The 21,953-nt window shown below is 65.1% G+C and carries 14 protein-coding genes and 2 pseudogenes; 6 read left to right on the top strand and 10 right to left on the bottom strand.

Features of this window, described 5'->3' with window-relative positions; translation table 11 throughout:
* The gene (locus FOM02_RS20380) at nt 1-1,218 is read right to left on the bottom strand and encodes a multidrug effflux MFS transporter (RefSeq protein WP_027557360.1); all 1,218 of its coding nucleotides are present in this window, start codon (nt 1,216-1,218) and stop codon (nt 1-3) included.
* 374 nt (nt 1,219-1,592) lie between these two features.
* Nucleotides 1,593-2,366 carry an alpha/beta fold hydrolase gene (locus tag FOM02_RS20375; protein ID WP_027557359.1) on the bottom strand — a complete coding sequence of 258 codons (774 nt, stop codon included), beginning with the start codon at nt 2,364-2,366 and terminating at the stop codon, nt 1,593-1,595.
* Between the two features lie 156 nt (nt 2,367-2,522).
* Between FOM02_RS20375 and FOM02_RS20370 the strand changes: the two genes are divergently transcribed.
* The 4 genes and pseudogenes from FOM02_RS20370 (at nt 2,523) to FOM02_RS20355 (ending at nt 7,879) form a co-directional block, all read left to right on the top strand.
* The gene (locus FOM02_RS20370; protein WP_027557358.1) at nt 2,523-3,173 is read left to right on the top strand and encodes a GntR family transcriptional regulator; all 651 of its coding nucleotides are present in this window, start codon (nt 2,523-2,525) and stop codon (nt 3,171-3,173) included.
* The gene (locus FOM02_RS20365; protein WP_027557357.1) at nt 3,170-4,699 is read left to right on the top strand and encodes an aldehyde dehydrogenase; all 1,530 of its coding nucleotides are present in this window, start codon (nt 3,170-3,172) and stop codon (nt 4,697-4,699) included. Before FOM02_RS20370 ends, FOM02_RS20365 begins: the two co-directional genes overlap by 4 nt.
* Nucleotides 4,700-4,774: 75 nt before the next feature.
* Nucleotides 4,775-6,141 (top strand): annotated as a pseudogene (locus FOM02_RS20360) (MFS transporter).
* Nucleotides 6,142-6,402: 261 nt separating this feature from the next.
* Nucleotides 6,403-7,879 (top strand): annotated as a pseudogene (locus FOM02_RS20355) (amidase).
* 1 nt (nt 7,880) lies between these two features.
* Here FOM02_RS20355 and FOM02_RS20350 read toward each other — a convergent pair.
* Nucleotides 7,881-8,486, bottom strand: coding sequence for a TetR/AcrR family transcriptional regulator (locus FOM02_RS20350; RefSeq protein WP_027557354.1), 606 nt, complete (start codon nt 8,484-8,486; stop codon nt 7,881-7,883).
* Nucleotides 8,487-8,686: 200 nt separating this feature from the next.
* Between FOM02_RS20350 and FOM02_RS20345 the strand changes: the two genes are divergently transcribed.
* Nucleotides 8,687-9,928: an efflux RND transporter periplasmic adaptor subunit gene (locus FOM02_RS20345; protein WP_027557353.1), complete on the top strand. Its 1,242-nt coding sequence runs from the start codon at nt 8,687-8,689 to the stop codon at nt 9,926-9,928.
* 157 nt (nt 9,929-10,085) lie between these two features.
* Nucleotides 10,086-13,286, top strand: a complete 3,201-nt coding sequence (locus FOM02_RS20340; protein WP_027557352.1) for an efflux RND transporter permease subunit — start codon at nt 10,086-10,088, stop codon at nt 13,284-13,286.
* A 52-nt stretch (nt 13,287-13,338) separates the two neighbouring features.
* Here FOM02_RS20340 and FOM02_RS20335 read toward each other — a convergent pair whose 3' ends face one another.
* From FOM02_RS20335 to FOM02_RS20305, 7 genes are all read right to left on the bottom strand, one after another.
* A complete protein-coding gene (locus FOM02_RS20335; protein ID WP_027557351.1) occupies nt 13,339-14,067 on the bottom strand; it encodes a sulfite exporter TauE/SafE family protein in 729 nt (242 codons plus the stop codon).
* A gap of 186 nt (nt 14,068-14,253) precedes the next feature.
* On the bottom strand, nt 14,254-14,550 hold the full coding sequence (locus FOM02_RS20330; protein ID WP_231164340.1) for a hypothetical protein: 297 nt from the start codon (nt 14,548-14,550) through the stop codon (nt 14,254-14,256).
* 169 nt (nt 14,551-14,719) lie between these two features.
* Nucleotides 14,720-15,838, bottom strand: a complete 1,119-nt coding sequence (locus FOM02_RS20325; protein ID WP_092216479.1) for a helix-turn-helix transcriptional regulator — start codon at nt 15,836-15,838, stop codon at nt 14,720-14,722.
* A gap of 104 nt (nt 15,839-15,942) precedes the next feature.
* Nucleotides 15,943-17,061, bottom strand: a complete 1,119-nt coding sequence (locus FOM02_RS20320) for a helix-turn-helix transcriptional regulator (RefSeq protein WP_027557348.1) — start codon at nt 17,059-17,061, stop codon at nt 15,943-15,945.
* Between the two features lie 145 nt (nt 17,062-17,206).
* Nucleotides 17,207-20,218 carry an autotransporter outer membrane beta-barrel domain-containing protein gene (locus FOM02_RS20315; RefSeq protein WP_084334109.1) on the bottom strand — a complete coding sequence of 1,004 codons (3,012 nt, stop codon included), beginning with the start codon at nt 20,216-20,218 and terminating at the stop codon, nt 17,207-17,209.
* 206 nt (nt 20,219-20,424) lie between these two features.
* Nucleotides 20,425-20,673, bottom strand: coding sequence for a DUF6894 family protein (locus FOM02_RS20310; protein ID WP_027557346.1), 249 nt, complete (start codon nt 20,671-20,673; stop codon nt 20,425-20,427).
* 159 nt (nt 20,674-20,832) lie between these two features.
* Nucleotides 20,833-21,807 (bottom strand): helix-turn-helix transcriptional regulator, encoded by a 975-nt coding sequence (locus FOM02_RS20305; RefSeq protein WP_027557345.1) that lies wholly within the window; start codon nt 21,805-21,807, stop codon nt 20,833-20,835.
* Nucleotides 21,808-21,953 lie beyond the last annotated feature (146 nt).

Here is a 21,953-nt window from a genome sequence, read left to right as displayed (position 1 = left end):
TTAAGTCTGTGTGGCGTTGCGCGCCGAGGGCAGCGAGATCGCAAGCAGCGCGCCCGCGATGGCGCAGAGGCCGAGATAGAGCCAGCCGATCGGCGCCTGCGTCGATTCAGGCAGCACCGCCGCGATCGCCATGGCGCCGCTGACGGCGAGATAGCAGAGCGCGCTGATGAGGCCGCCGATCAGGCCGTGGTCGCGCTCGAACAGCCCGAGCGCCATGCCGTACATCATCGGGCACAGCACGCCGCAGCCGCCGAGCACCAGCGCGCCGCCGATCGTGATCGACGTAAAATTAAGGCCCACGGTCATGCCGGTCGCAGCGAGGACTGCGGCGCCGGCAAGGAACAGCGCGAAGGCGCCAAACCCCATGACGCGGGCCGGCATGAAGCGCGCGAAATGCGCGCAGCCGAGCTCGCCGGCCAGATTGACGCCGCCAAGGCCAAGCGCGACGAGGCCGTAGATGGCCGCCGAATAGCCGAGGCCGGTCTGGTAGAAGAACGGCGCAACGACGCCGAACGCGAGCTGCGCGCTTGCAGCGGCCGCAAACACCAGCACGAAAGCGAGGAAGCCCGGACGGACCAGAGCATCGCGAAGAATGCCGGCGGTGCGGCGTGGATCGAACGGCGCGCGGCGATCTGTGGGCAGCGTTTCGGGCAGAAGAAATACGACGATAGTGGCGACGATGGCCGCGGCGACCGCGATGACGACGAAGACGCCGCGCCACGAGGTCAGCTCGACGATGAAGCCGCCGGCGGCTGGCGCAAGCACTGGCGCAAGGCCCCAGGCAGCGCCGAGCAGACCAGAGATCGCGGTGAGCTCACGGCCGCGAAAGCAGTCAGCCGCCACCGCATAGGCGACGACGAGGCAGGTGCAGCCGCCGATGCCTTGCAGGAAGCGCAAGCTCAGCAGCAGCGAGGCGCTGGTGGCGAGCGCGCAGGCGATGCTCATCGCGATCAGTACCGACAGCCCTGCGAGCAGGACGTTACGGCGGCCGAGCGTATCGGAGGCGATACCGACGGGCACCAGCGCCAGGCTCATGCCGAGCATGTAGGCGGTGACGGTGTTCTGCATCGAGGCGGAATCGGTCGCGAGATCGACCACCATCTGCGGCAGGCCGGGCGTGTAGGCATCGAGCGGAATCTGGCTGAACGGCACGACGCACAGCAGGATCGGCACGATCCCACTTCTCGCGCGACCGGCGTCCGAAGCAAGTGCAGTCATGGCTTACGCCCCCTCGATGCCCGCGGGTCCCGTCTTTTCGTGCGCACAATGAGAGGCGACGATGCAGGTTGCGGATATTGACGCGCAGGAAGCTGCCAGAACTGTGTGTAAAAACTCTTAGGAGGTCCGCTTCAATGCGGACAGCAGCGAGGGCTCAAACCAGAAACGCGAAAACAACCCCATGCACAGTACAAATCATTGACGAATTTCGCCCCGAACGGCGCAAGCCGAGCCGGCGCCGACCTTTGACCCGTCGGGCAAAACAGGAGCATCATGCAACGCTCCCGATTTCGAAGTCGCCGCCGGGCCGAACCATTAACCGTTCGGAAGGCATGGGCGTTTCGAGCACCAGCCGGCTTTCTGCAAGGCCCCGGTCAGAGCAGGAAACCCTCGAGATCTGCGAGGAACTGCCGCGGCGCTTGAAGCTGCGGCACGTGGGCGCAGCCTGGAATGACCTTGAGCTCGGCGCGCGGCAATCCGGCGGCGAGCTCACGCGACATTGGTGGCGGCGTCGCCTCGTCGTGCTCACCGACCAGAACGAGCACCGGGACCTTCACCGCGGCAAGCTCGCCGCGGAGATCGAGGCTTGCCAATGCATCGCATGCAGCGCGAAACACATCGGGATCCGTCCGCAGAAACGCTGCGCGACGATCCTGCATCAGCTCAGGATGCTGCTCCTGAAATTCGGGCGCGAACAGGCGCCGCATCGCGACGTCGGTGATGGCTTCCAATCCTTTCTCGCGCGACGCTTTCGCCATATTGCGAAACGCCTCGCGGCCGGGCTCCGAGAACGCCGCGCCGCTGTCGGCGAGAACAAGCTTGCTGGCGATTGCCGGATGCCGGATCGCCATCTGCAGCGCGACGAACCCGCCATAGCCATTGCCGAGCGCGATCGCCGGCGCGCCGCCGGCGGCATCGCGCACGGCCTCCGCCATCCGGTCGGCGACCGCCGCAAGGCCGCCTTCGACTGCCTGTGAGCGGCCAAAGCCCGGCAGCTCCGGCACGATGGTGCGGAAGCGCGTACGAAGCTCCGGCACGATCGCATCAAAGCTCGCGCGGTCCGACAACAGCGAGTGGAAGAGGAACAACGGCGGCCCCTCGCCCGATTGCGCGGCGTTGACGGTCCCGTTGGCAAGAAGCCTGTCCATATCCGGTCTTTCCTTCACTTGGTCGGCAGTTCACGTGCCTTTTCGCGCGCCCTGGAGGCCCTGATTGATAAATCAACTATCAGGGAATTCAAGCAATTAGCCCTTGACGTGAAATATCACGATTGAGATATTAACGCCAACGAGAGAGATCAAATCATGCTTTTGCGCGAAAATATCTACGATCGACTCAGGTCTGATATTTTAGCTTGTCGCCTTGCGCCGGGCGATGAAATGCGCGAGCAGGACCTCGCCGAGCGCTATGACGTGAGCCGGCAACCGGTCCGGGACGCGCTATTGCGGCTGCAGCGCGAGCACCTCGTGACGGTGCAGCCGCGCCAGGGCTACCGGGTCACGCCGATCTCGCTGTCCGATGCCCGCGACCTCCTGCGCTTCCGTCTTGCGCTGGAGCCGGCCTGCGTCGCCGAGGCGATCGAAAGCGCGCCCGACAGCGTCTTGAAGTCGCTCGACGAATTCCGCCGCTTCTCCGGCAATCACGAGGACTTCATCGCCTACAATCGCGGCTTCCACACCGCGCTGGCTCATGCCTCCGGCAATCGCCGCATGGCCACCGCGCTGTGCGACCTGATCGGCCAGGCCGACCGGCTGGTCCGTGTCAGCATCTCCAATCTGAAAGGCCATGACCCGGCGAAGCTCGTTGCCGAGCATGTCGCCCTGATCAACGCCATGCAGCGGCGCGAGACGCGAACCGCCGCGCGCATCATCAAGGCCCATATCGGGGCCACCGAAAAACGCGTTCTGCCGGCGCTCAAGCGTAACGCCGTCATCGTCGAAGAGAGGTCGTCATGAACATCCCGTCAAAACCCGCGTCGATCGACGTCGAAATCCACGGCAATTTCATCGATGGGCGTGAAGTCGAGGCCGGAGCCGGCGCGATGCTGGACGTCCGCAATCCCGCGACCGGCGACGTGATCGCGCGCATTCCCAATTCCACCGCCGAAGACATCGACCGTGCCATGAAAAGCGCGCGCGCCGCATTCGAAGGCAATGCCTGGGGCGGAATGGACACGCGTGCGCGGGCGAGGCTCGTCAACAAGCTCGCCGACGCGTTCGAGGCCAATCTCGACAGCCTGTACCGGCTGGAGACCCTCAACAATGGCCGCCCGGTCAACGAGACCCGCGCCCAGCTCTCCCGCCTGCCGGATTTCTTCCGCTACTTCGCCGGCCTCGCTTTGTCGCGCCGCGACTCCGTGATCCCCGTTGAGGGCGCCTATCTGAACTACACGCTTCGCACGCCGATCGGCATTGTCGCCAATTGCACGCCGTTCAATCATCCGCTGATGATCCTGTGCAAGTCGCTCGCCGTGGTGCTGGCGACCGGCTGCGTCACCGTGGTCAAGCCCTCCGAATACACGCCGCTGACGACCCTGAAGCTCGCGCAGATCTTCACCGAAGCAGGCCTGCCGCCCGGCGTCTTCAACATCGTTCTCGGCCTCGGCCAGAGCGCCGGCAAGATGCTGGCCGAACACGGCGACATCAACAAGCTGGTGCTGACCGGCGGCACCGAGGCCGGCCGCATCGCCGGCAGCGCGGCCGCAAAGGTGTTTGCGCATCAGACCATGGAGCTCGGCGGCAAGACGCCGGTGATGGTGTTCGACGATTTCGACGTCGATCGCGCCGTCAACTACGCCGCGTTTGGCGCCTTCATCGGTGCCGGACAGACCTGCGTCTGCGCCTCGCGCCATATCGTCCAGGCCTCGATCTACGACGAATTCGTCGAGAAGCTGCAGGCCAAGACCCGCACGATCCGCGTCGGCGATCCCTTCGATCCCAGCACCCAGATGGGTCCCGTGATCTCGGCCCGGCAGCGCGACCGCGTGCTCAGCTATGTGGGCTATGGTCACGCCGACGGTGCGCGTCTCGTCACCGGCGGCGTTGCGGCGAAGGTGCCGGGCCACGACAACGGCTATTTCGTCGAGCCGACGGTGTTCGCCGACGTCAAATCCGACATGCGGATCTTCCAGGAGGAAGTGTTCGGCCCGTTCACCTCGGTGACGCCGTTCAAGGACGAGGCCGATGCGCTGCGGCTTGCCAACGACTCGCCGTTTGGCCTGGCCGCTGCGATCCGCACCCGCGACGTCGCCCGCGCCCACCGCGTCGCGGCGTCGGTCAAGGCCGGCATCGTCTGGATCAACGATCATCACCGGCTCGACCCGGCCTCGCCCTGGGGCGGCGTCGACGATTCCGGCATCGGCCGCGAATGCGGCACCGAGAGCTTCAACGACCATTTCAACACCAAGAGCGTGATGGTCGCGACCCACGAGCAGCCGTTCGACTGGTACCGCGACACGGCCAACCAGAAGCGATTGAACTAGCAGAGACCAGGAGCGGCTGACCGCCCAGAGAAGGCGGGCCGCATCAACCAGAACAACAGTCAAGGGAGAGCGTATATGTCGACATCGGTGAACGCAGGCAGCCGTCTGGACCGGCTGCCGATCGGGCCATTCCATCGCCGCATCATGCTGCTGATCGGCATCGGCATGTTTTTCGACGGTTTTGACATCTACATCGCCGGGACCGTGCTCAGCGTGACGCTGAAGACGGGCTTTTCGACCCTCGCCCAGAACGCGGCGTTCATCTCGGCGACCTTCGTCGGCATGATGCTCGGATCGTTCGGCACCGGCTTCCTCGGCGATCGCTACGGCCGCCGCTTCACCTATCAGTTCAATTTGCTCCTCTTCGGCCTGGCCTCCCTCGCCGCCGCGTTCTCGCCGAACATGGCCTTCCTGATCGCCTGCCGCTTCGTGATGGGCGTTGGCTTAGGTGCGGAGAACGTCGTCGGCTATTCGACGATGACGGAATTCGTGCCCGCGCGCACCCGCGGCAAATGGCTCGGCTTCACCACCGTGTGCGTCGTCACCGGACTGCCCGTGGCGTTGCTCGTCGCATCCGTGTTGGTGCCGCAATTCGGCTGGCGTTCGATGTTCGTGCTCGGCGGCGTCGGCGCGCTCGTCGTCTGGTACATGCGCAAGTCGCTGCCGGAATCGCCGCGCTGGCTGGAAGCCGTCGGGCGCACCACTGAGGCGGAAGCGCTGATGCAGGCCATCGAGAAGGAGGCAGCGCAAGGCCAGCCCCTGCCTGCTCCCGCGCCTGTCACGTCAGTCCCCGTCGCCGCCGATCTCGGCACGCTGTTCACCGCACCCCTGCTGTCGCGGATGATCGTCGGCTCGGTCTGCCTGATCACGATCAACACCCTGCTGTACGGCTTCGTGACATGGCTGCCCGTGTTCTTCGTCAAGCAGGGCCTCTCGATCGCGACCTCGTTCGGCTATTCGCTGCTGATGGCGCTCGGCGCGCCGATCGGCTCGGCCATCGGCGCGCTGACCGCGACCGCTGGGGCCGCAAGCCGACCATCATCGGCGCCTCGCTGATCACGGTGGCCTTGGGCATCCTCTACCCCATGATCTCGGACCCGATCCTGCTGCCGGCCGTGGGCTTCGCACTGACCGTGCCGATCTACGTCCTGGTCGCCCTGCTGTTCGGCATCTACATCCCCGAACTGTTTCCGACCGAGGTCCGCCTGCGCGCCTCCGGCATCGTCAACACGCTGGGGCGCGGCGCTACCATCGTCACGCCGTTCCTCGTGGTCTCGCTGTTCGAGACGCGGGGCGTCGCCGGCGTGATGGCGCTGATGATCGGCCTCCTGGTGGTGCAGATCATCACGGTCTGGTCGCTCGGCATCGAGCCCAGGCATCGCAGTCTCGAGGAGCTGAAGGCGGAGGAAACAGCTTCGCCGGTGCTGAAGGAAGCGTCCTGACTTCATCTCTCGGCGTCCTGGTGGCGCTGCACCTCCGCACACGAGGTCGTCATGCCCGGGCTTGTCCCGGGCATCCACGTTCTCCGTGCGCGCATAGCAAGACGTGGATGGCCGGGACAAGCCCGGCCATGACGCTGTGGAGCCGCCGGTGCCCCTTCGCAGCCCCGACCGGCGGGCAGGTCTGGCTCCCGTTGCACCCCTCCTCATTCTGCTCTTAACATTGGATGCTCGATACGCGATGCGATGCAATGGGAGCGCGTGATGACCGCAGATGCCGCTGACCTGAGCTACGGCTCAATCGGTACACTCGTCGGCGCCCTGCACGCCCGCAAGATTTCTGCGTCGGAGCTGCTCGAACACACGATCGCCCGCATCGAGGCGCTGGACGGGCCGATCAACGCGATCATCGTCCGCGATTTCGATCGGGCCAGAGACGCTGCGCGGGCCGCCGATGACGCGCTTGGACGCGGCGAGCGGCTGCCGCTGCTCGGCATCCCCGTAACCCTCAAAGAGCCATTCAACGTCGCCGGCTTGCCGACGACATGGGGCTTTCCGCATTTCAGGGATTTCAAGCCGGCCGAGGACGCCCTCCTCGTCTCGCGGCTGAAGGCGGCGGGCGCCGTCATCATCGGCAAGACCAACATCCCGATCGGCCTCAGGGATTTCCAGAGCTACAACGAGATCTACAGGGCGACCAACAATCCGTGGGACCTCGGCCGCTCGCCGGGGCGGCTCCTCGGGCGGATGCGGGGCGGCGCTGGCCGCAGGGTTCGGTCCGCTCTCGATCGGCTCGGATATCGGCGGTTCGATCCGGGTGCCCTCGCATTTCTGCGGCGTGTTCGGACACAAGCCGAGCCTCGGCCTCGTCCCGTTGCGCGGATACAGCCTGCCACCGGCACCGCCTGTCCCCGGCCAGGGCGATCTCGCCGTCGTCGGGCCGATGGCGCGCGACCGCTTCGGACCTTGCGTTATCGCTCGACGTGATTGCCGGCCCCGACGAGACGCGCGACGGGGTCGGCTACCGCCTCGCGCTGCCCGCCCCGCGGCACACCCAGCTCATGGATTTCAGGATCCTCGTGATCGACACCCATCCGCTGATGCCGACGGGCAACGCCGTGCGCTCAGCCATTGGACGATTGGCCGAGCGGCTCGAACGTTCGGGCGCACGCGTCGCGCGCGCGAGCGCCTCGCTGCCCGATCTCGCCGACTCCGCGCGGCTCTACATGAAGTTGCTCAACGGCGCGCGAAGCCCGCGCCTGACACCATCGCCGAGGCGCAAGAAGCTGCCGCGGCACTCGCGCCCGACGATCGCAGCCTGCAAGCCGAGCGCGCTCGCGGCTGGGGCATGACCCATCGCGATTGGCTGGCGGCGGACGCGGCGCGCCTGCAACTGCAGCAAAAGTGGCATCAGCTCTTCCGCGAGTTCGACGCGGTGATCTATCCGGCCGCCGCCGTACCGGCCTTTCCGCACGATCATTCCGAGCCGTTCGACGCGCGGAAGCTCGACATTGATGGCAAGCTCTACAACTATTCCGATGCGTGCTTCATCTGGGCCGATCCCGCCTCAACCTGCGGACTGCCGGCGACCGCCGTTCCGATCGAGCGCACGCCTTCGGGCCTGCCAATCGGCGTTCAGATCATCGGACCTTACCTGGAGGACCGCACGACGATTGCGCTGGCCGGACTGATCGAGCGCGAGTTCGGCGGCTTCGTGCCGCCGCCGGCGTTGCCGAGATAAATCAGGTTCGGTCGGCCGACTGCGCCTCGACCGCCTGCACCGCGACGCTCGCGACCTGCCGCAGCGCCTCGCGGTCCGCGCCTGAGGACGCCATCACGCCCATGCCGACGGAGACGGCCGAAACGTAGCGCGCGAGCGCGGCCGGATCTGACGTATCCTTGAGATCGCCCTCCGCCTTGGCGCGGACAAAGCGCTCGCGGAGCTGGTCCTCGTTCTGGGCGCGGCGCGCAGCGAGCTCGAAGGGGACGTTCTCGGAGCCGGTGCCGCAGGCAATCCCGCCCTGCACGAGCAGGCAGCCGGGCGGATTGGCGGGATCGGTCTGCTTGTCGGCAATGCCCATCAGCATCCGCTCGGCGACCGCGCGGGCGGTGGGTGCCGCAACCACCTCGTCCATCCAGACGCCGCGCAGTTTTGTGTAGCGGTCGAGCGCGGCCTTAAGCAGGCCTTCCTTGTTGCCGAAGCAGGCATAGAGGCTGGGGGGATTGATGCCCATGGCTTCGGTGAGCTGGGCAATGGTCGCGCCCTCATAGCCATGGCGCCAAAACACTTCCATCGCCTGGTCCAACGCCGTTTCGGCGTCGAATTCGCGGGGGCGTCCCATGCCCATGTGCCTGTCTCCTCGGATTTCACGTTCTGCCGGAGGCTTAACGCCAAATCCTATCTATTTGTTCTAGCTTTCTTTTCTCGGCGTCTTCCAATTGTCGCGGTATACGGCTACAATTTTCTTAGTGAATGGTACATAAGTATCTTGCACTGCGACATCCAGCTCCACATCTGTAGTGAACACTACATATCTGGAGCGCGCAAATGCATCCCTCGCAAAACTCCCCCCGCGCCGGCCGTTTCCGCCGCCTTCTTGGCGGCGTTGCGGTCGTGGGCGCCCTCGCCGTGGCCGGCTCGATCGCGACCGGCCACTACTTTCGCGCCGCGCAGGCGACCGCAACCGCGGCCGCGGCTGAGCAGGCCGTTTCCGTCACCGTCGCCATGATCGAACCAAAGCAGACCGTGCTTTGGGACGATTTCTCCGGCCGGCTCGAGGCCATCCAACGCGTCGAGCTTCGCCCGCGCGTCGCCGGCGCGATCCTGTCGACCAACTTCACCGAAGGCGCGCTGGTGAAGGCCGGCGATGTGCTGTTCAAGATCGATCCGGCGCCCTACGCCGCCGAGGTCGACAAGGCCGCCGCGCAGCTCGAGGCGGCCAAGGCCCGCGTGGTCTTCACCCAGAGCGAGCTCGAGCGCGGCGCGCAGCTGGTTGGCAACGCCGTGGTCACGCGGCGCGATTACGACCAGCGCGACAACGCCAATCGCGAAGCCATCGCCAATGTGAAGGCGGCCGAGGCCACGCTCCAGACTGCAAAGCTCAATCTCGACTACACCGAGGTGCGCGCGCCGGTGGACGGCCGCGTCGGCAAGTTCGAGATCACCGTCGGCAATCTCGTCGCCGCCGGCACCGCTTCGCCGGTGCTGACTTCGCTGGTCTCGGTCAATCCGATCTACGCCTCGTTCGATGCGGACGAAGAGGTGGTGCTGCGGGCGTTGAACTCGATCGCAGACAGCACGGGCCAGCGCGGCAAGCTCGACCAGATCCCGGTGGAGATGGCGACATCAGGCGGTCTTTCGGCGAAAGGTCACATCCAGCTCATCGACAACCAGGTCAACGGCCAGAGCGGCACCATCCGCGTCCGCGCGGTGTTCCCCAACGACGACGGGCGTCTGATCCCCGGCCAGTTCGCGCGCGTGCGCATGGGCCAGCCGAAGCAGCAGACGCTGGTGATGATCGACGAGCGTGCGATCGGCACCGACCAGGACAAGAAGTTCGTGATGGCGGTTGGTAACGACAGCCGCGCGGTCTACCAGCCGGTCACGCTTGGCGGGGCCGTCGATGGACTTCGTATCGTGACGTCGGGCCTGAAGCCCGGTGACCGCATCGTCGTCAACGGCTTGCAGCGCGTGCGTCCCGGCGCCCTACTCAAGACGGAGATCGCGGCGATGGGGGCGCGGGGGCAGCAGGCTTCCAACCACAGCAACCAGGACGTGGTGCAACGCTAGTTACGTCGTTTCGGGGCGCACGCAGCGCGAGCCCGGAATGACGACGTCACGAAACTCCGAGCACATCACCTCTGGATTCCGGGTTCGCGCGTCGCGCGCCCCGGAATGACGGCGGAGCTGTGCGGAGACGACCAAGATATTGCCCAGGGGCAAAGCCATGAATCTCTCAAAGTTCTTCATCGATCGTCCGATTTTCGCCGGCGTGCTGTCGGTGCTGATCTTCCTCGCCGGCCTGATCTCGCTGTTCGCGATGCCGATCTCGGAATACCCCGACGTCGTGCCGCCCTCCGTCGTGGTGCGCGCGACCTATCCGGGCGCCAATCCCAAGGTGATCGCGGAGACTGTCGCGACGCCGATCGAGGAGCAGATCAACGGCGTCGAGAACATGCTGTACATGTCGAGCCAGGCGACCACCGACGGCGCGATGACGCTGACGGTGACGTTCCGCCTTGGCACCGACCCCGACAAGGCGACGCAGCTGGTGCAGAACCGCGTGCAGCAGGCCGAGCCGCGCCTGCCCGCCGTGGTGCGCCAGCTCGGCATCATCACCAAGAAGTCGTCGCCCGACCTCACCATGGTGGTGCATCTGCTGTCGCCGAACGGCCGCTACGACATGACGTATTTGCGCAATTACGCGGTGCTCAACGTCAAGGATCGTCTCGCCCGGATCGACGGCGTCGGCGACGTCCAGCTCTATGGAGCCGGCGACTATTCGATGCGGGTCTGGGTCGATCCGCAGAAGGCGGCCGAGCATGGCCTCACCGCCAGCGATATCGTGAAAGCGATCCAGGCGCAGAACGTCGAGGCCGCCGCCGGCGTCGTCGGCTCCTCCCCCAACGTCAAAGGTATCGACCTGCAACTGTCGGTCAACGCCGAGGGACGTCTCGCCAACGAGGAGCAGTTCGGCGACATCGTGGTCAAGACCGGCTCGCGCGGCGAAGTGGTTCGTCTTCGCGACGTCGCGCGCATCGAGCTTGGCGCCTCCGAATACGGCCTGCGCTCGCTGCTCGACAACAAGCAGGCGGTGGCGATCCCGATCTTCCAGGCGCCTGGCTCCAACGCGCTGCAGATCTCCGACCATGTCCGCGCCACCATGGCCGAGATCAAGAAGAACATGCCGGAGGGCGTGTCCTACCAGATCGTCTACGATCCCACCCAGTTCGTGCGCTCCTCGATCGAGGCCGTGATCCACACGCTGCTGGAAGCGATCGCGCTGGTGGTGCTGGTGGTAATCCTGTTCCTGCAGACCTGGCGCGCCTCGATCATCCCCCTGCTCGCCGTGCCGGTCTCGATCGTCGGCACGTTTGCGGTGATGCACGTGTTCGGCTTCTCGATCAACGCCCTCAGCCTGTTCGGCCTCGTGCTCGCGATCGGCATCGTCGTCGACGACGCCATCGTCGTGGTCGAGAACGTCGAGCGCAACATCGAAGCCGGACTGTCGCCGCGCGATGCCACCTACCAGGCGATGCGCGAGGTCTCCGGCCCGATCATCGCCATCGCGATGGTGCTGATCGCAGTGTTCGTGCCGCTCGCCTTCATCTCCGGCCTGACCGGGCAGTTCTACAAGCAGTTTGCGCTGACGATTGCGATCTCGACCGTGATCTCCGCGGTCAACTCGCTGACCTTGTCGCCGGCGCTGTCGGCGCTGCTGCTCAAGGGCCACAACGAGCCGAAGGACAAGCTCACGATCATCATGGAGAAGAGCCTTGGCTGGTTCTTCCGCGGCTTCAACAAGGCGTTCACGCGCTCGTCGGAGAATTACAGCGGCACCGTCACCAAGGTGATCTCGGGCAAGGCCGCGGTGATGGGCCTCTATGTGCTGCTGGTCGGCCTCACCGCCTTCCTGTTCCAGCAGGTGCCGAGCGGCTTCGTGCCCGGTCAGGACAAGCAATATCTGGTCGGCTTCGCCCGCCTGCCCGACGGCGCCACGCTCGACCGAACCGAAGAGGTGATCCGCAAGATGAGCGACATCGCGCTGACCCAGCCCGGTGTCGAGAGCTCGGTGGCCTTCCCCGGCCTGTCGATCTCCGGCTTCACCAACTCCTCCAACGCCGGCATCGTGTTCTCGACGCTGAAACCGTTCGACGAGCGCAAGGATCCCTCGCTCAGCGGGCCCGCGATCGCGGCCGAGCTGAACAAGAAGTATGCAGGGATCCAGGAAGCCTTCATCGCCATGTTCCCGCCGCCGCCGGTCAACGGCCTCGGCACCATCGGCGGCTTCAAGCTGCAGATCGAGGACCGTGCTGGTCTCGGCTATGAGGCGCTGAACGAGGCGACCAACGCGTTCATGGCGGCGATGCAGAAGGCGCCGGAGATCGCCGGCGTGTTCTCGAGCTTCCAGGTCAACGTGCCCCAGCTGTTCGCCGACATCGACCGCACCAAGGCGCTGCAGCTCGGGGTACCCGTGACGGAAGTGTTCAACACGCTGCAGATTTACCTCGGCTCCTACTACGTCAACGACTTCAACAAGTTTGGCCGCACCTACTCCGTCTATGTCCAGGCCGATGCGCCGTTCCGCGCCCGTGCCGACGACATCAGGCAGCTCAAGGTGCGCTCGTCGTCCGGCGACATGGTGCCGCTGTCCGCACTGCTGAAAGTCCGCCAGAGCGCGGGGCCCGAACGTGCGATCCGCTACAACGGCTTCCTGTCCTCCGACATCAACGCGGCGGCCGCGCCCGGCTTCTCATCGGGCCAGGCCCAGGAGGCGGCGACGCGGATCGCGGCGGAGACGCTGCCGCCCGGCTTTGCCTTCGAATGGACCGACCTGACCTATCAGGAGTTCATCGCCGGCAATTCCGGCATCTGGGTATTCCCGCTGGCGATCCTGCTGGTGTTCCTGGTGCTGGCCGCGCTCTATGAGAGCCTGACCCTGCCGCTCTCGATCATCATGATCGTGCCGATGGGCCTCTTGGCTGCGATGTTCGGCGTCTGGATCTCCAAGGGCGACAACAACGTCTTCACCCAGATCGGGTTGATCGTGCTGGTCGGCCTGTCCGCCAAGAACGCGATCCTGATCGTCGAATTCGCGCGCGAGCTCGAATTCGCCGGCCGCACGCCGATCCGGGCCGCGATCGAGGCGAGCCGCCTGCGGCTTCGTCCGATCCTGATGACGTCGATGGCCTTCATCATGGGCGTCTTGCCGCTGGTGCTCTCGACCGGCGCGGGCTCGGAGATGCGGCGCGCCATGGGCGTTGCGGTGTTCTCCGGCATGATCGGCGTCACCGTGTTCGGCCTGTTCCTGACGCCGGTGTTTTATGTGCTGCTCAGAACCATCACCGGCAACAAGCCGCTGGTGCATCACGGCAGCGACATCAGCGCGGCACCGGTCCAGGGCATGAGCCACGAGGCCGGGCACTAGAGTGGAGCATGATCTTGTCGGAGAACCGCTCCACACTTCTCCGGATCATGCTCTAGATCAGGGAAATCCCTGACACGAGCAACAGAACGAGCACGGTCTTGCGAAAGACCGTCTCGTTGACCCGGTGGAAGGCGATCACGCCGAGCGCGGATCCCGCGAACAGCGCCGGCAGGCTGATCGCGAGATCGACGAAGACCTTCGACGACAGATCCTGGTGCCCGACCAGCAGCGCGATCGCGAACAGCTGCATCGCCGCGATGAAGGGCTGCACCAGGCCGCGCTGCTCACTCTTGGGCATGCCGCGCATGTCGCACCAGATCGTCGGGATCGCACCGGGCATCGCGGTGAGCCCGCCGACCAGCCCTCCCCCGAATCCGATCAGCGCGACCCAGTGGCGGCCGACCGCCTCGCCGGCCGTGACCAGCGTCGGCCGCAGCAGCATGTAGGCGGCATAGAGCGCGACGACGATGCCGAAACCGCGCCGGAGCAGATGCGTGTCCGCGGTCTGCAGCAGCGACACCGCAATGGGAACGCCGATCAATCCCCCGACGATCAGCAGCAGACTGCCCTCCCAGCGGATGCTGCGCCGGAGCGCCCACAGATTGGTCGCCTGCACGCCGATGCTGCACGCCATCATCAGCGGTACGGCTTCGAGCGGCTGAAACACCCGGAGCAGGATCGCGCCGGCGACCGCCGAGAACGCGAAGCCGGAGAGACCCGAGACGAAGGCACCGGCGAAGACGGCAACGCTGAGCAAGATCAGGGTCGTGAGGTCAGGCACAAGCCGTCCTCCGGTCAATCGTAGGGAATCTGCGAGACGGGAACGTCGGCGCTCTCGGAACAAACGGCCTGTTCACGGGGCAACGACACCTGCATGGCGCGGGCGTGAGAGCGTTCCAGCATCGCGAGCCCGATCAACTGGAGCGTGACGAGGGCCGCGGTCAGGGCGATCGCGACGATATTGGCGTTACGCGCGCTCGAACGTGGGGACGCCGGCGGCGTGCTCGCACGCATCAGATCCGTGGGCATCTTCTGAAATTTCCTTTTGATTGTTGACCGGAATGAATTGGTTCAAAGGCAATGTTTCGCGCGCCGGCTCCAGCAGGTGGCGATAGCGCCGCAGCGCACGCCGCGCCTCGATCTCGCGCTGCTCGCGGAATGCCGCGCCGATGCGGGCGACGATGTCGCGGAACCTGCCAACCCAAACCGCTGACGCCGTTCGCATGACAATCCCCCTCGACCAGCGCGACGTGAGCTGCTTCACACCGAGATCGAAGTGTCGAACAACAGCTCGCGTGACATCTCGTAGAAAAGAACGCAGCAAAGCGCGTCACCCGAACGAGTGAGGCGCGATAACTTTCTAATGATGGTCTGGCTTTGAACCTGATGCGAACTGCAGCGACACGCGCTACGCACGGATCATGCTTTGCGCGTCAGCGCACGAGCGGATTGGCGAATCCAGCCGCGAGCTTGACGAGATCGGCCTGACGCGAGACGCCGGTCTTGGCGAAGACGCGATGCAGATGCGTCTTCACGGTCGTCTCGGCGATCCCGAGCGCGGCCGCCGTCTCCGGCACGCCGCCGACCTCGACGATAGACTGCAGCACCTTGAGTTCCGCCGGCGTCAGATCGAAGGTGCGGTCAATCAGGTCGGCAGACGAGCGGCCGTCGAGTTCCGCCTTCCAGACGAACAAGGCACCGATCGCCGTCGTGCGCCCCACAACGCCCTCGCGCAGCAGCGACGGCAGCGCGATCACGTGCGCGACGTAGTATGATCCGTTGTCCGACGTCAGGGGAATCTTCCGATCGGCCGCCGCCGCGACGGCAACCTCCCCGGCGTCGCGGAAGATGTTGCGCAGGGCCAGATTGGCCTCGGACGATCTCGTCACGAGCCGGCCCGAAACGGTGCGCAGGACATCGTCGGCGGCCAGGATCGTCTCGGCAGCCGGATTGCAGTGGACGATATTGCAGGCCGCATCGAGCAGGATCACGCCGGCATTGAGGCGGTCGACGACGTCGGCGAGCGCGGTCGCATGCCGCTGCTTGCGCTCGATCGCGCGGTTGATCAGCAGCGCCCGGCTGGTGTGCGGGACCAGGAACTGCATGCGTGCGCGCTGGGCGGCATCGAGCATGTCCCTGCCCGGGATCACGGTCAGCAGCATCGGACACGGAGACTTCGACTGCTCCAGCACCACGTTGGCGACATCGACGCAGCCCTGCGGGCGCAGCCATTCCTGATAAAACCGCCCGCGGCGGTATTCGTCGAAATTCACGAGGTCGGGGATGTTGCGCACTTCGCCGTATTGTGGAAGCCGCGCAAGCGGATCGTATTGGGCGTAGGTCTCGGCATAGAGCTGGATGTAGTGCGGATCGACCCCGCAGTAATAATGCGTCGCGCCGGATTTGCTGACCGGGTCCTTGGAGATCAGACCGCAGGCCTGGCTGCCGATATATCCATTGAGCATGACCACGACATCGCTCCACAACTCCGGGTTGAGGCCGGCATCATAGATGCTCTCGATCAGCTCGGATTGTTTCGGAAGTCGGGACATCGGAACAGCTAGTGATCACAGATGAAGAAATGTTCGTCATGCCCGGCGGCTCCTGTGAGTCTGCCGCGGCAGCAAAAGGTTCAATTCCGGCAGTGATTTATTGATCAGTTGAGAAGCGGATTGGAAAATCCCGCGGCAAGCTTGACAAGGTCGGCCTGACGCGAAACGCCGGTCTTGGCGAAGACGCGATGCAGATGCGTCTTCGCAGTCGTCTCGGCGATACCGAGCGCGGCCGCCGTCTCCGGGATGCCGCCGACCTCGACGATGGACAGGAACACGCGCAGCTCGGCCGGCGTCAGGCCGAAGGTCCGCGCGATCAGCTCGCCACTGGATTGCGCGCCGAGCGACACCTTGCGCAACATCAGCGCACCGGCAGCGTCGCGGGCCCGGTCGCCGCCGTTGCGCAGCACGGAGGCGAGGGGCAGGATATGCGCGACATAGCGATCCCCGCTTGGCGAAAGCAAAGGGATCGCGTGGCCGCGTGCGATAGCGATCGCGACATCGCTGCGGCTCGCGAAGGCATTGCGCAGCGTCTGATTGGCCTCGGCACTGCCGGTCACGAGCTGGCCGGCAACGGATCGGACGACGTCGTCGGCCGCAAGCAGGGCATGGCCCGCAGAATTCGCATGCACCACGCGGCAGCAGCTATCGAGCAGGAAGATACCGGAGGCCAGATTGTCGAGGACGTCGGCCAGCGCCGTCGCCAATGTCAGCTTCGAATCGATGGCGCGGTTGACCAGCAGCGCGCGGCTGGCGTGCGGCACGATCAGCGCGAGGCGATGTTTCATCGCGGGATCCACCATGCGCCGGCCCGACAGCACCGTCATCATCACCGGGCAGCTCGCACTGGAACTATCGAGCACGACATTGGCCGCGTCGCTGCATCCCTGCGGCTGCATCCATTCCTGGTAAAAGCGCCCGCGCCGGTACTCCTCGAAATTGACGAGATCGGGGATGCTGACGATCCGGCCGTGCGGCGGCAGGACCGTCAGCGGATCGAACTTCGAATGCGTCTCCGAATAGAGGCGGATGTAGTGCGGGTCCGCCCCACAATAATAGTGCGTCACGCCGAACTTGCTCATCGAATCCTTGGAAAACAGCCCGCAGGCCTGGCCGCCGACGAAGTCGCGGATGCCGGCGACGACGTTGGTCCACATCGCGGGATCGAGCCCCGCGTCATAGATGGCCTCGACCAGTTCGGGCAGTTTCCGTGGTCCGTGCATGGCTCAAATTGGCATTGAATGGTCAATGCCCGGGAGCCTAGCACGACCACAGCATGCGGCGTCCTCCGATCGTAGGAGGTGCCGGCCGGGCGGATGGAGCCCGGCCGGCAGGGCGCCGCGTTCAAGCGCCAGGGCTGATGCCGGCTCAGAACGCGACGCGAACGCCCCCTTTCGCCGTGCCGCTGCGGCTCTGGTCGGACATCATCATGCCCTCGACCGCGCCGAACACGGAGACGTTGCGCGTGGTGCGGTAGTCGAAGCCGAAGCCCGCGACGGCGCCGACCGTAGAGCGGCTGCCGGGCGTGACGAAGGATAGGTTCTGCCCGAGCAGCACGGTGTTGATATTGGTGTCGCCGACGCGCTGGAGCGCGATCACCCCGCCATGAACATTGGCCTTGAGCTCGCCGCCGGCAAGGCTCGTCACGCGCGACAGATCCACCTCGCCACGCTCCTCAAAATCCTGAAGCGTGCGGCCACCGACCGACAGCCCTTGTGCCGAGCCGGTCTCGCTATAGCCGTCGAAGCGGCCTGCGACATAGCGCAGCCGCGCCGTCGGCGTCAGCAGATAGCCGTTGCCGATCTCGAGCTTATAGCCATAGGCAACTTCCGGGCTGACGTACCAGCCGCTGTAGCTTGCAGTGGCCGTCTCCATGCCGCCGACCGCGGCATTGTTCAGCACCATGCGGCGCGATTTGTTGTCGGCGTTGCCGCCCTGGATGGTGAAGTCGAAGAACTGCGCGGCCCATTCGAACCGGCTATAGGCGCCGGCGAACACGTAGTTGGTATCGACCGATTGCGAGTTGAGGTCGACCGAGAGGCCGCCCTGCCCGCCGCCGAGGAAGCCGCCGACGAGCCAGTTCGGCTGCACCTTGCGGTCGATGCCGATCGCGCCACCCCACGCCGTCGAAGTCGCGCGCAAGGTCGAGACCGTCTCGTCCTGGATGCGCTGGCCACCGAACGAGGTCGCCCAGACCGTGATCGGCGCCGGATCGGTCCAGAGGCTGTGCGGCGCCTTGGTGAACGGCCCGGCCTGCGCGCTCTCAGGCGCATAGGCCATCGCCATCATGTTGCTCCCGGCCGGCCCGGTGCCACCGTTCAACCTGCCCTGCACTAGCGAGGACACGCCGCCGGTGAAATCCATCAGCGCGCGGTCGGTCTGCGCCAGCGCGGTGGGATCGAGGGTTGCGAGGGCGCCGCCGGCAAAGACCTGCGGGCCATTGAAGCCTCCGCTCCCGACGTTGGTGTTGATGGTACCATTGAAGTTGACGAAGGTCGGGAGCTGGATACTCGTCAGCGACGAGACCCGGCTGCTCAGCGGAATGAAGTTGAGGTTGACGACGTCATGGCCGAAGCCGAAATCGACCACGCCGTTGATCTTCGAGCCCGGCAGCAGCGTCAGCGTGTCGGCCCGGTCGGAGAGCAGAATCGCCTTGCCGGCGGTGCCGGTGATCGTGCCGGAGTTCGTGATGTTCGATCCATCGCTCGACTGAATGCCGATCCCGGCGATGATCGTGCCGGAGTTGTTGACAGTCGCCTGGGTCGTCAGAATCCCGATGCCGTTGGTGGCGGAGGCCTGAAGCAGACCGGTGTTGGTCACGTTGGCGATGTTGGCGTTGACGGCTGTCTCCCTCCCGGTAATCGTGCCGGAATTGTTGACGTTGCCGACGATCGCATTGATACCGCGGTCACCTCCTGTGATGGTTCCCGCGTTGTCGAGATTGATCCTGATACCGGACAAGCCGAAACCATTCGCCGAGATCTGTCCCGTGTTCGTCGCGTTGATGGTCTCGGCAAAGACACCCGACGATCCGCCGGAGATGGCGCCGCTGTTGACCACATTTGCCGTCTTGGCTGCGTGGATGGCGAACTCGGTCCCGGTGATCGTTCCACTGTTGCGAACGGTCGCGTCCGCGGTATGCGCGACGATGGCATCGCCATTGCTGCCGTCGCCAGTGATGGTACCGGCATTGTCGACGACAACGGACGTGTTTCCGAACACCGCCACGTTATGCGCGATCACGGTGCCGCCGGCGAGGTTCGCCAGCTTTACGTTCTCGCCGTCGATGCCGGCCGAACCGCCGGCAATGGTCCCTGAATTGGTGACGGTCGCAAGGTTCGTGGCCGAGATCACGCCCGCCAGCGACGTCGTCGTGCGGATCAGGCCGGCATTGTTGATCGTGACGTTGCCCTTGCCGGTGGCTGGGTCGGCGTTCGCCGTAATGGTGTTAGCGGCCGCGGAAATCGTGCCGGAGGCTGTGTTGGTGAGATTGATATCGCCGGTCCGCGACACGATGGCATTGCCGCTCGACTGGATCAGCCCCGCATTGGCGACCGTCACGGACTGGTCCGCGATCACCGCGTTGGCGCCGTCGATGGTACCAGAGGCGAGATTCGACAGGCTGACGTTCTGGCCGGATATGCCGAACGCGTGACCGGCGATGCTGCCTGCGTTCACCACTGTCGCCAGACCGGAGGCCTGGATGGCGCCTCCGGTCGCCGCGATCTGGGTGATGACGCCGGAGCTGTCGTTGGCCAGGTTCAGGGTAATGCCGGTGACCCCGGCCGCATCTCCAAAGATCGTTCCTGTGTTCGAGATCAGGTTCACTGTGTCGCCGTTGATACCGACCGTGTCGGGCCCGACGCCGGAAATCGTGCCGGAATTCCTCACATTGGCGACAAACGCTTCGACGCCACTGCCGCGTCCGCCCGCCTCGCTCGCGATGGTGCCTGCGTTGGTGAGGTTGAGGGTTGAAGCGGTGATTGCGTGGAAACCGATGATCGTGGCTCCGCTGAGGTTCGAGATGGTCATATCGCCACCTGTAATACCAGCCGAGAACGTTCCCTCGATCTTGCCGGCGTTGACAATGACACCACCGTCGCCGGTCTGGAGGCCAAAGAACTTTCCGTGGACGGTCACCCCCGACCTGATGTCATAGGTATTGTTGTTGTCGCCGCGCGCGCCATAGCCCGTGCCGCCGCCCTGTTGGGTGTCGGTGTCAGTTGCGCACACCACCGTTGCATTGCTGACCGGCGCGGTCGGCATGCAGGCCGCCATGGCGGGCTCGCTGATGAACACGGGCGCGGCCGGCAGCAAAAGCAGCAGCGATCGCCGCGCCAAATGCCATCGCGCAAGACCGTCCCCACCCGTCTCAATCATTTTCAGTCCCTCAGGTCACAGGCACGTTGTCAGCGACCTCCTCTGATCGGATGAGGCCGCTCTTGCGAATTTGGATTCGCTGATCGCCAACGTAGAAAGGGACGCCGGTTTCGACTTGGACGGTGACGACCGGGTTTCGGGCCAGGACGAACTGAAGGCGTTTCGCGCCGCACTGGTGCAGCGTTGCTACACCGTCGCCCGCGTGCTCATGCCTGGTCCCATCCCGCCTTCTCCGCACTCTCCGCCCAGACCGCGGCGCGGTAGATCTCGCGGCCGCCCTTGTCTCTCACGCGGATCCAGGCGTCGCGGTCGCGCAAATCATCGCGCCAGACGAAGAGATGGCTTGCCATCTCGTCGGCCACCACGAAGGTTGCCTCGGCGCATTCGAACACCATGCCGCCCGGGTCGATCTTCACGATATTGCCGACCAGAAGGTCGAAGAAAAAACGATGCATTCATTTACTCCAGCGAGCAGCGCGCGCGTTGCCAGGTCATGCGGCAATTGCCGCACCGGAGCCGCTGCAAAATGGTCATGACGTCGCGATCAAGGATCATGTCGAATCCCTTCTCCTGATTTGAAATCGGCAGGTGGCTGAATATTCAGTTGAGCGCGGTCACGGCACTTCGCCGCTCCTGACGTCGCTCGGCGTCGCGCCATAGGTCCGCCGGAAGCAGCGGTTGAAATAGGAGAGATCGCCGAAGCCGACATCGTAGGCGATCGAGCTCACGGTACGCTCGGCGTATTCGGGCTCGCGCAACATGCGATGGGCGCGCTTGACGCGCTGCTCGGTCAGGAAGGAGGAGAACGTCTTGCCGTCGGCCTCGAACAGGCGCTGGAGATAGCGCGGCGTCACGCCGAGCTCCTGGGCCACCGCCGTCACCGACAGGTCCTGCCGCCAGCAATTGTTGGCGATCGAGACCTTCGCCTTCTGGAGCCTGGCGGCCTTGACGCCGCGCCGTCCGGCGAGCTCCCGCGTCTCACCGCTGGCGCCGAGAACGAGCGCCAGAAGATCGTGCAGATGCCCGACCGCGAGCTGGCGCAGTGCGGGCGTGTCGAACGCCTTCTCCCGCACCAGCGTCATCGCGTAGTCGACCAGCAATCGAAGTCCGGTGGAGCTCTCCGGCATGATGCGCATCACGGCGTCATCGACGTCGACGATCATCGGCGCCAGCACGCGTCGCGGCACACGCAACGAGAAGCAGCTCCCCAGCGACAGCCGCTCGAACGTCGTGACGTCCTCCGCGCTGGTCAGGACGGCCTGTCCGGCGCGAAGCGCCAGATCGTGTCCCCGCTCGGATATTCCGAGAACGCCCGACCTGTTCACGATCAAAGCGAGGCTGTCGTCGCCATCGGCAACCAGCTGCCTGGTGCGGATGACCCGTGCTCCGCACAATCCGCCCATCAGCAACTGGGCCTCCGGCAGGATGTGCGAGGTGAAGCTCGCCGCGGCCGGCTTGCCGTTCCTTGCCTCGACCTCCGCCTTCAACACCCCGCGACAGTAGAAATCGCGAAGCAGCGGGATGCGCTCGTTTTCAGGAATTTCGATTGTTGAAACATTGAGAACCGAAAAATCAATATGGCTGTTCACTGCAATCTCTCCAACGACGAAGCAGGCCCGGCCGCATGCTGTCGCCGTCGCGGCACGTCCTCGCGGCGCTCGCTGCCCTTCGCATTCGCGAGCGCGATATACGAAAGGCCTAGATGATGCGCGTCCTGCAATCGGAGGACCCGAGG

Source organism: Bradyrhizobium sp. SEMIA (genome assembly GCF_014844175.1).
GTDB classification, from domain to species: domain Bacteria; phylum Pseudomonadota; class Alphaproteobacteria; order Rhizobiales; family Xanthobacteraceae; genus Bradyrhizobium; species Bradyrhizobium arachidis.
Note: the sequence above shows the minus strand (reverse complement) of the source record. Positions and strands in the feature narration are given on the sequence as shown.

Bases quoted from the DNA above. Each gene is read 5' to 3' on its own strand.
- FOM02_RS20380 (WP_027557360.1), bottom strand. From the start codon at position 1,218: ATGACTGCACTTGCTTCGGACGCCGGTCGCGCGAGAAGTGGGATCGTG.
- FOM02_RS20375 (WP_027557359.1), bottom strand. From the start codon at position 2,366: ATGGACAGGCTTCTTGCCAACGGGACCGTCAACGCCGCGCAATCGGGC.
- FOM02_RS20370 (WP_027557358.1), top strand. From the start codon at position 2,523: ATGCTTTTGCGCGAAAATATCTACGATCGACTCAGGTCTGATATTTTA.
- FOM02_RS20365 (WP_027557357.1), top strand. From the start codon at position 3,170: ATGAACATCCCGTCAAAACCCGCGTCGATCGACGTCGAAATCCACGGC.
- FOM02_RS20350 (WP_027557354.1), bottom strand. From the start codon at position 8,486: ATGGGCATGGGACGCCCCCGCGAATTCGACGCCGAAACGGCGTTGGAC.
- FOM02_RS20345 (WP_027557353.1), top strand. From the start codon at position 8,687: ATGCATCCCTCGCAAAACTCCCCCCGCGCCGGCCGTTTCCGCCGCCTT.
- FOM02_RS20340 (WP_027557352.1), top strand. From the start codon at position 10,086: ATGAATCTCTCAAAGTTCTTCATCGATCGTCCGATTTTCGCCGGCGTG.
- FOM02_RS20325 (WP_092216479.1), bottom strand. From the start codon at position 15,838: ATGTCCCGACTTCCGAAACAATCCGAGCTGATCGAGAGCATCTATGAT.
- FOM02_RS20320 (WP_027557348.1), bottom strand. From the start codon at position 17,061: ATGCACGGACCACGGAAACTGCCCGAACTGGTCGAGGCCATCTATGAC.
- FOM02_RS20315 (WP_084334109.1), bottom strand. From the start codon at position 20,218: ATGATTGAGACGGGTGGGGACGGTCTTGCGCGATGGCATTTGGCGCGG.
- FOM02_RS20310 (WP_027557346.1), bottom strand. From the start codon at position 20,673: ATGCATCGTTTTTTCTTCGACCTTCTGGTCGGCAATATCGTGAAGATC.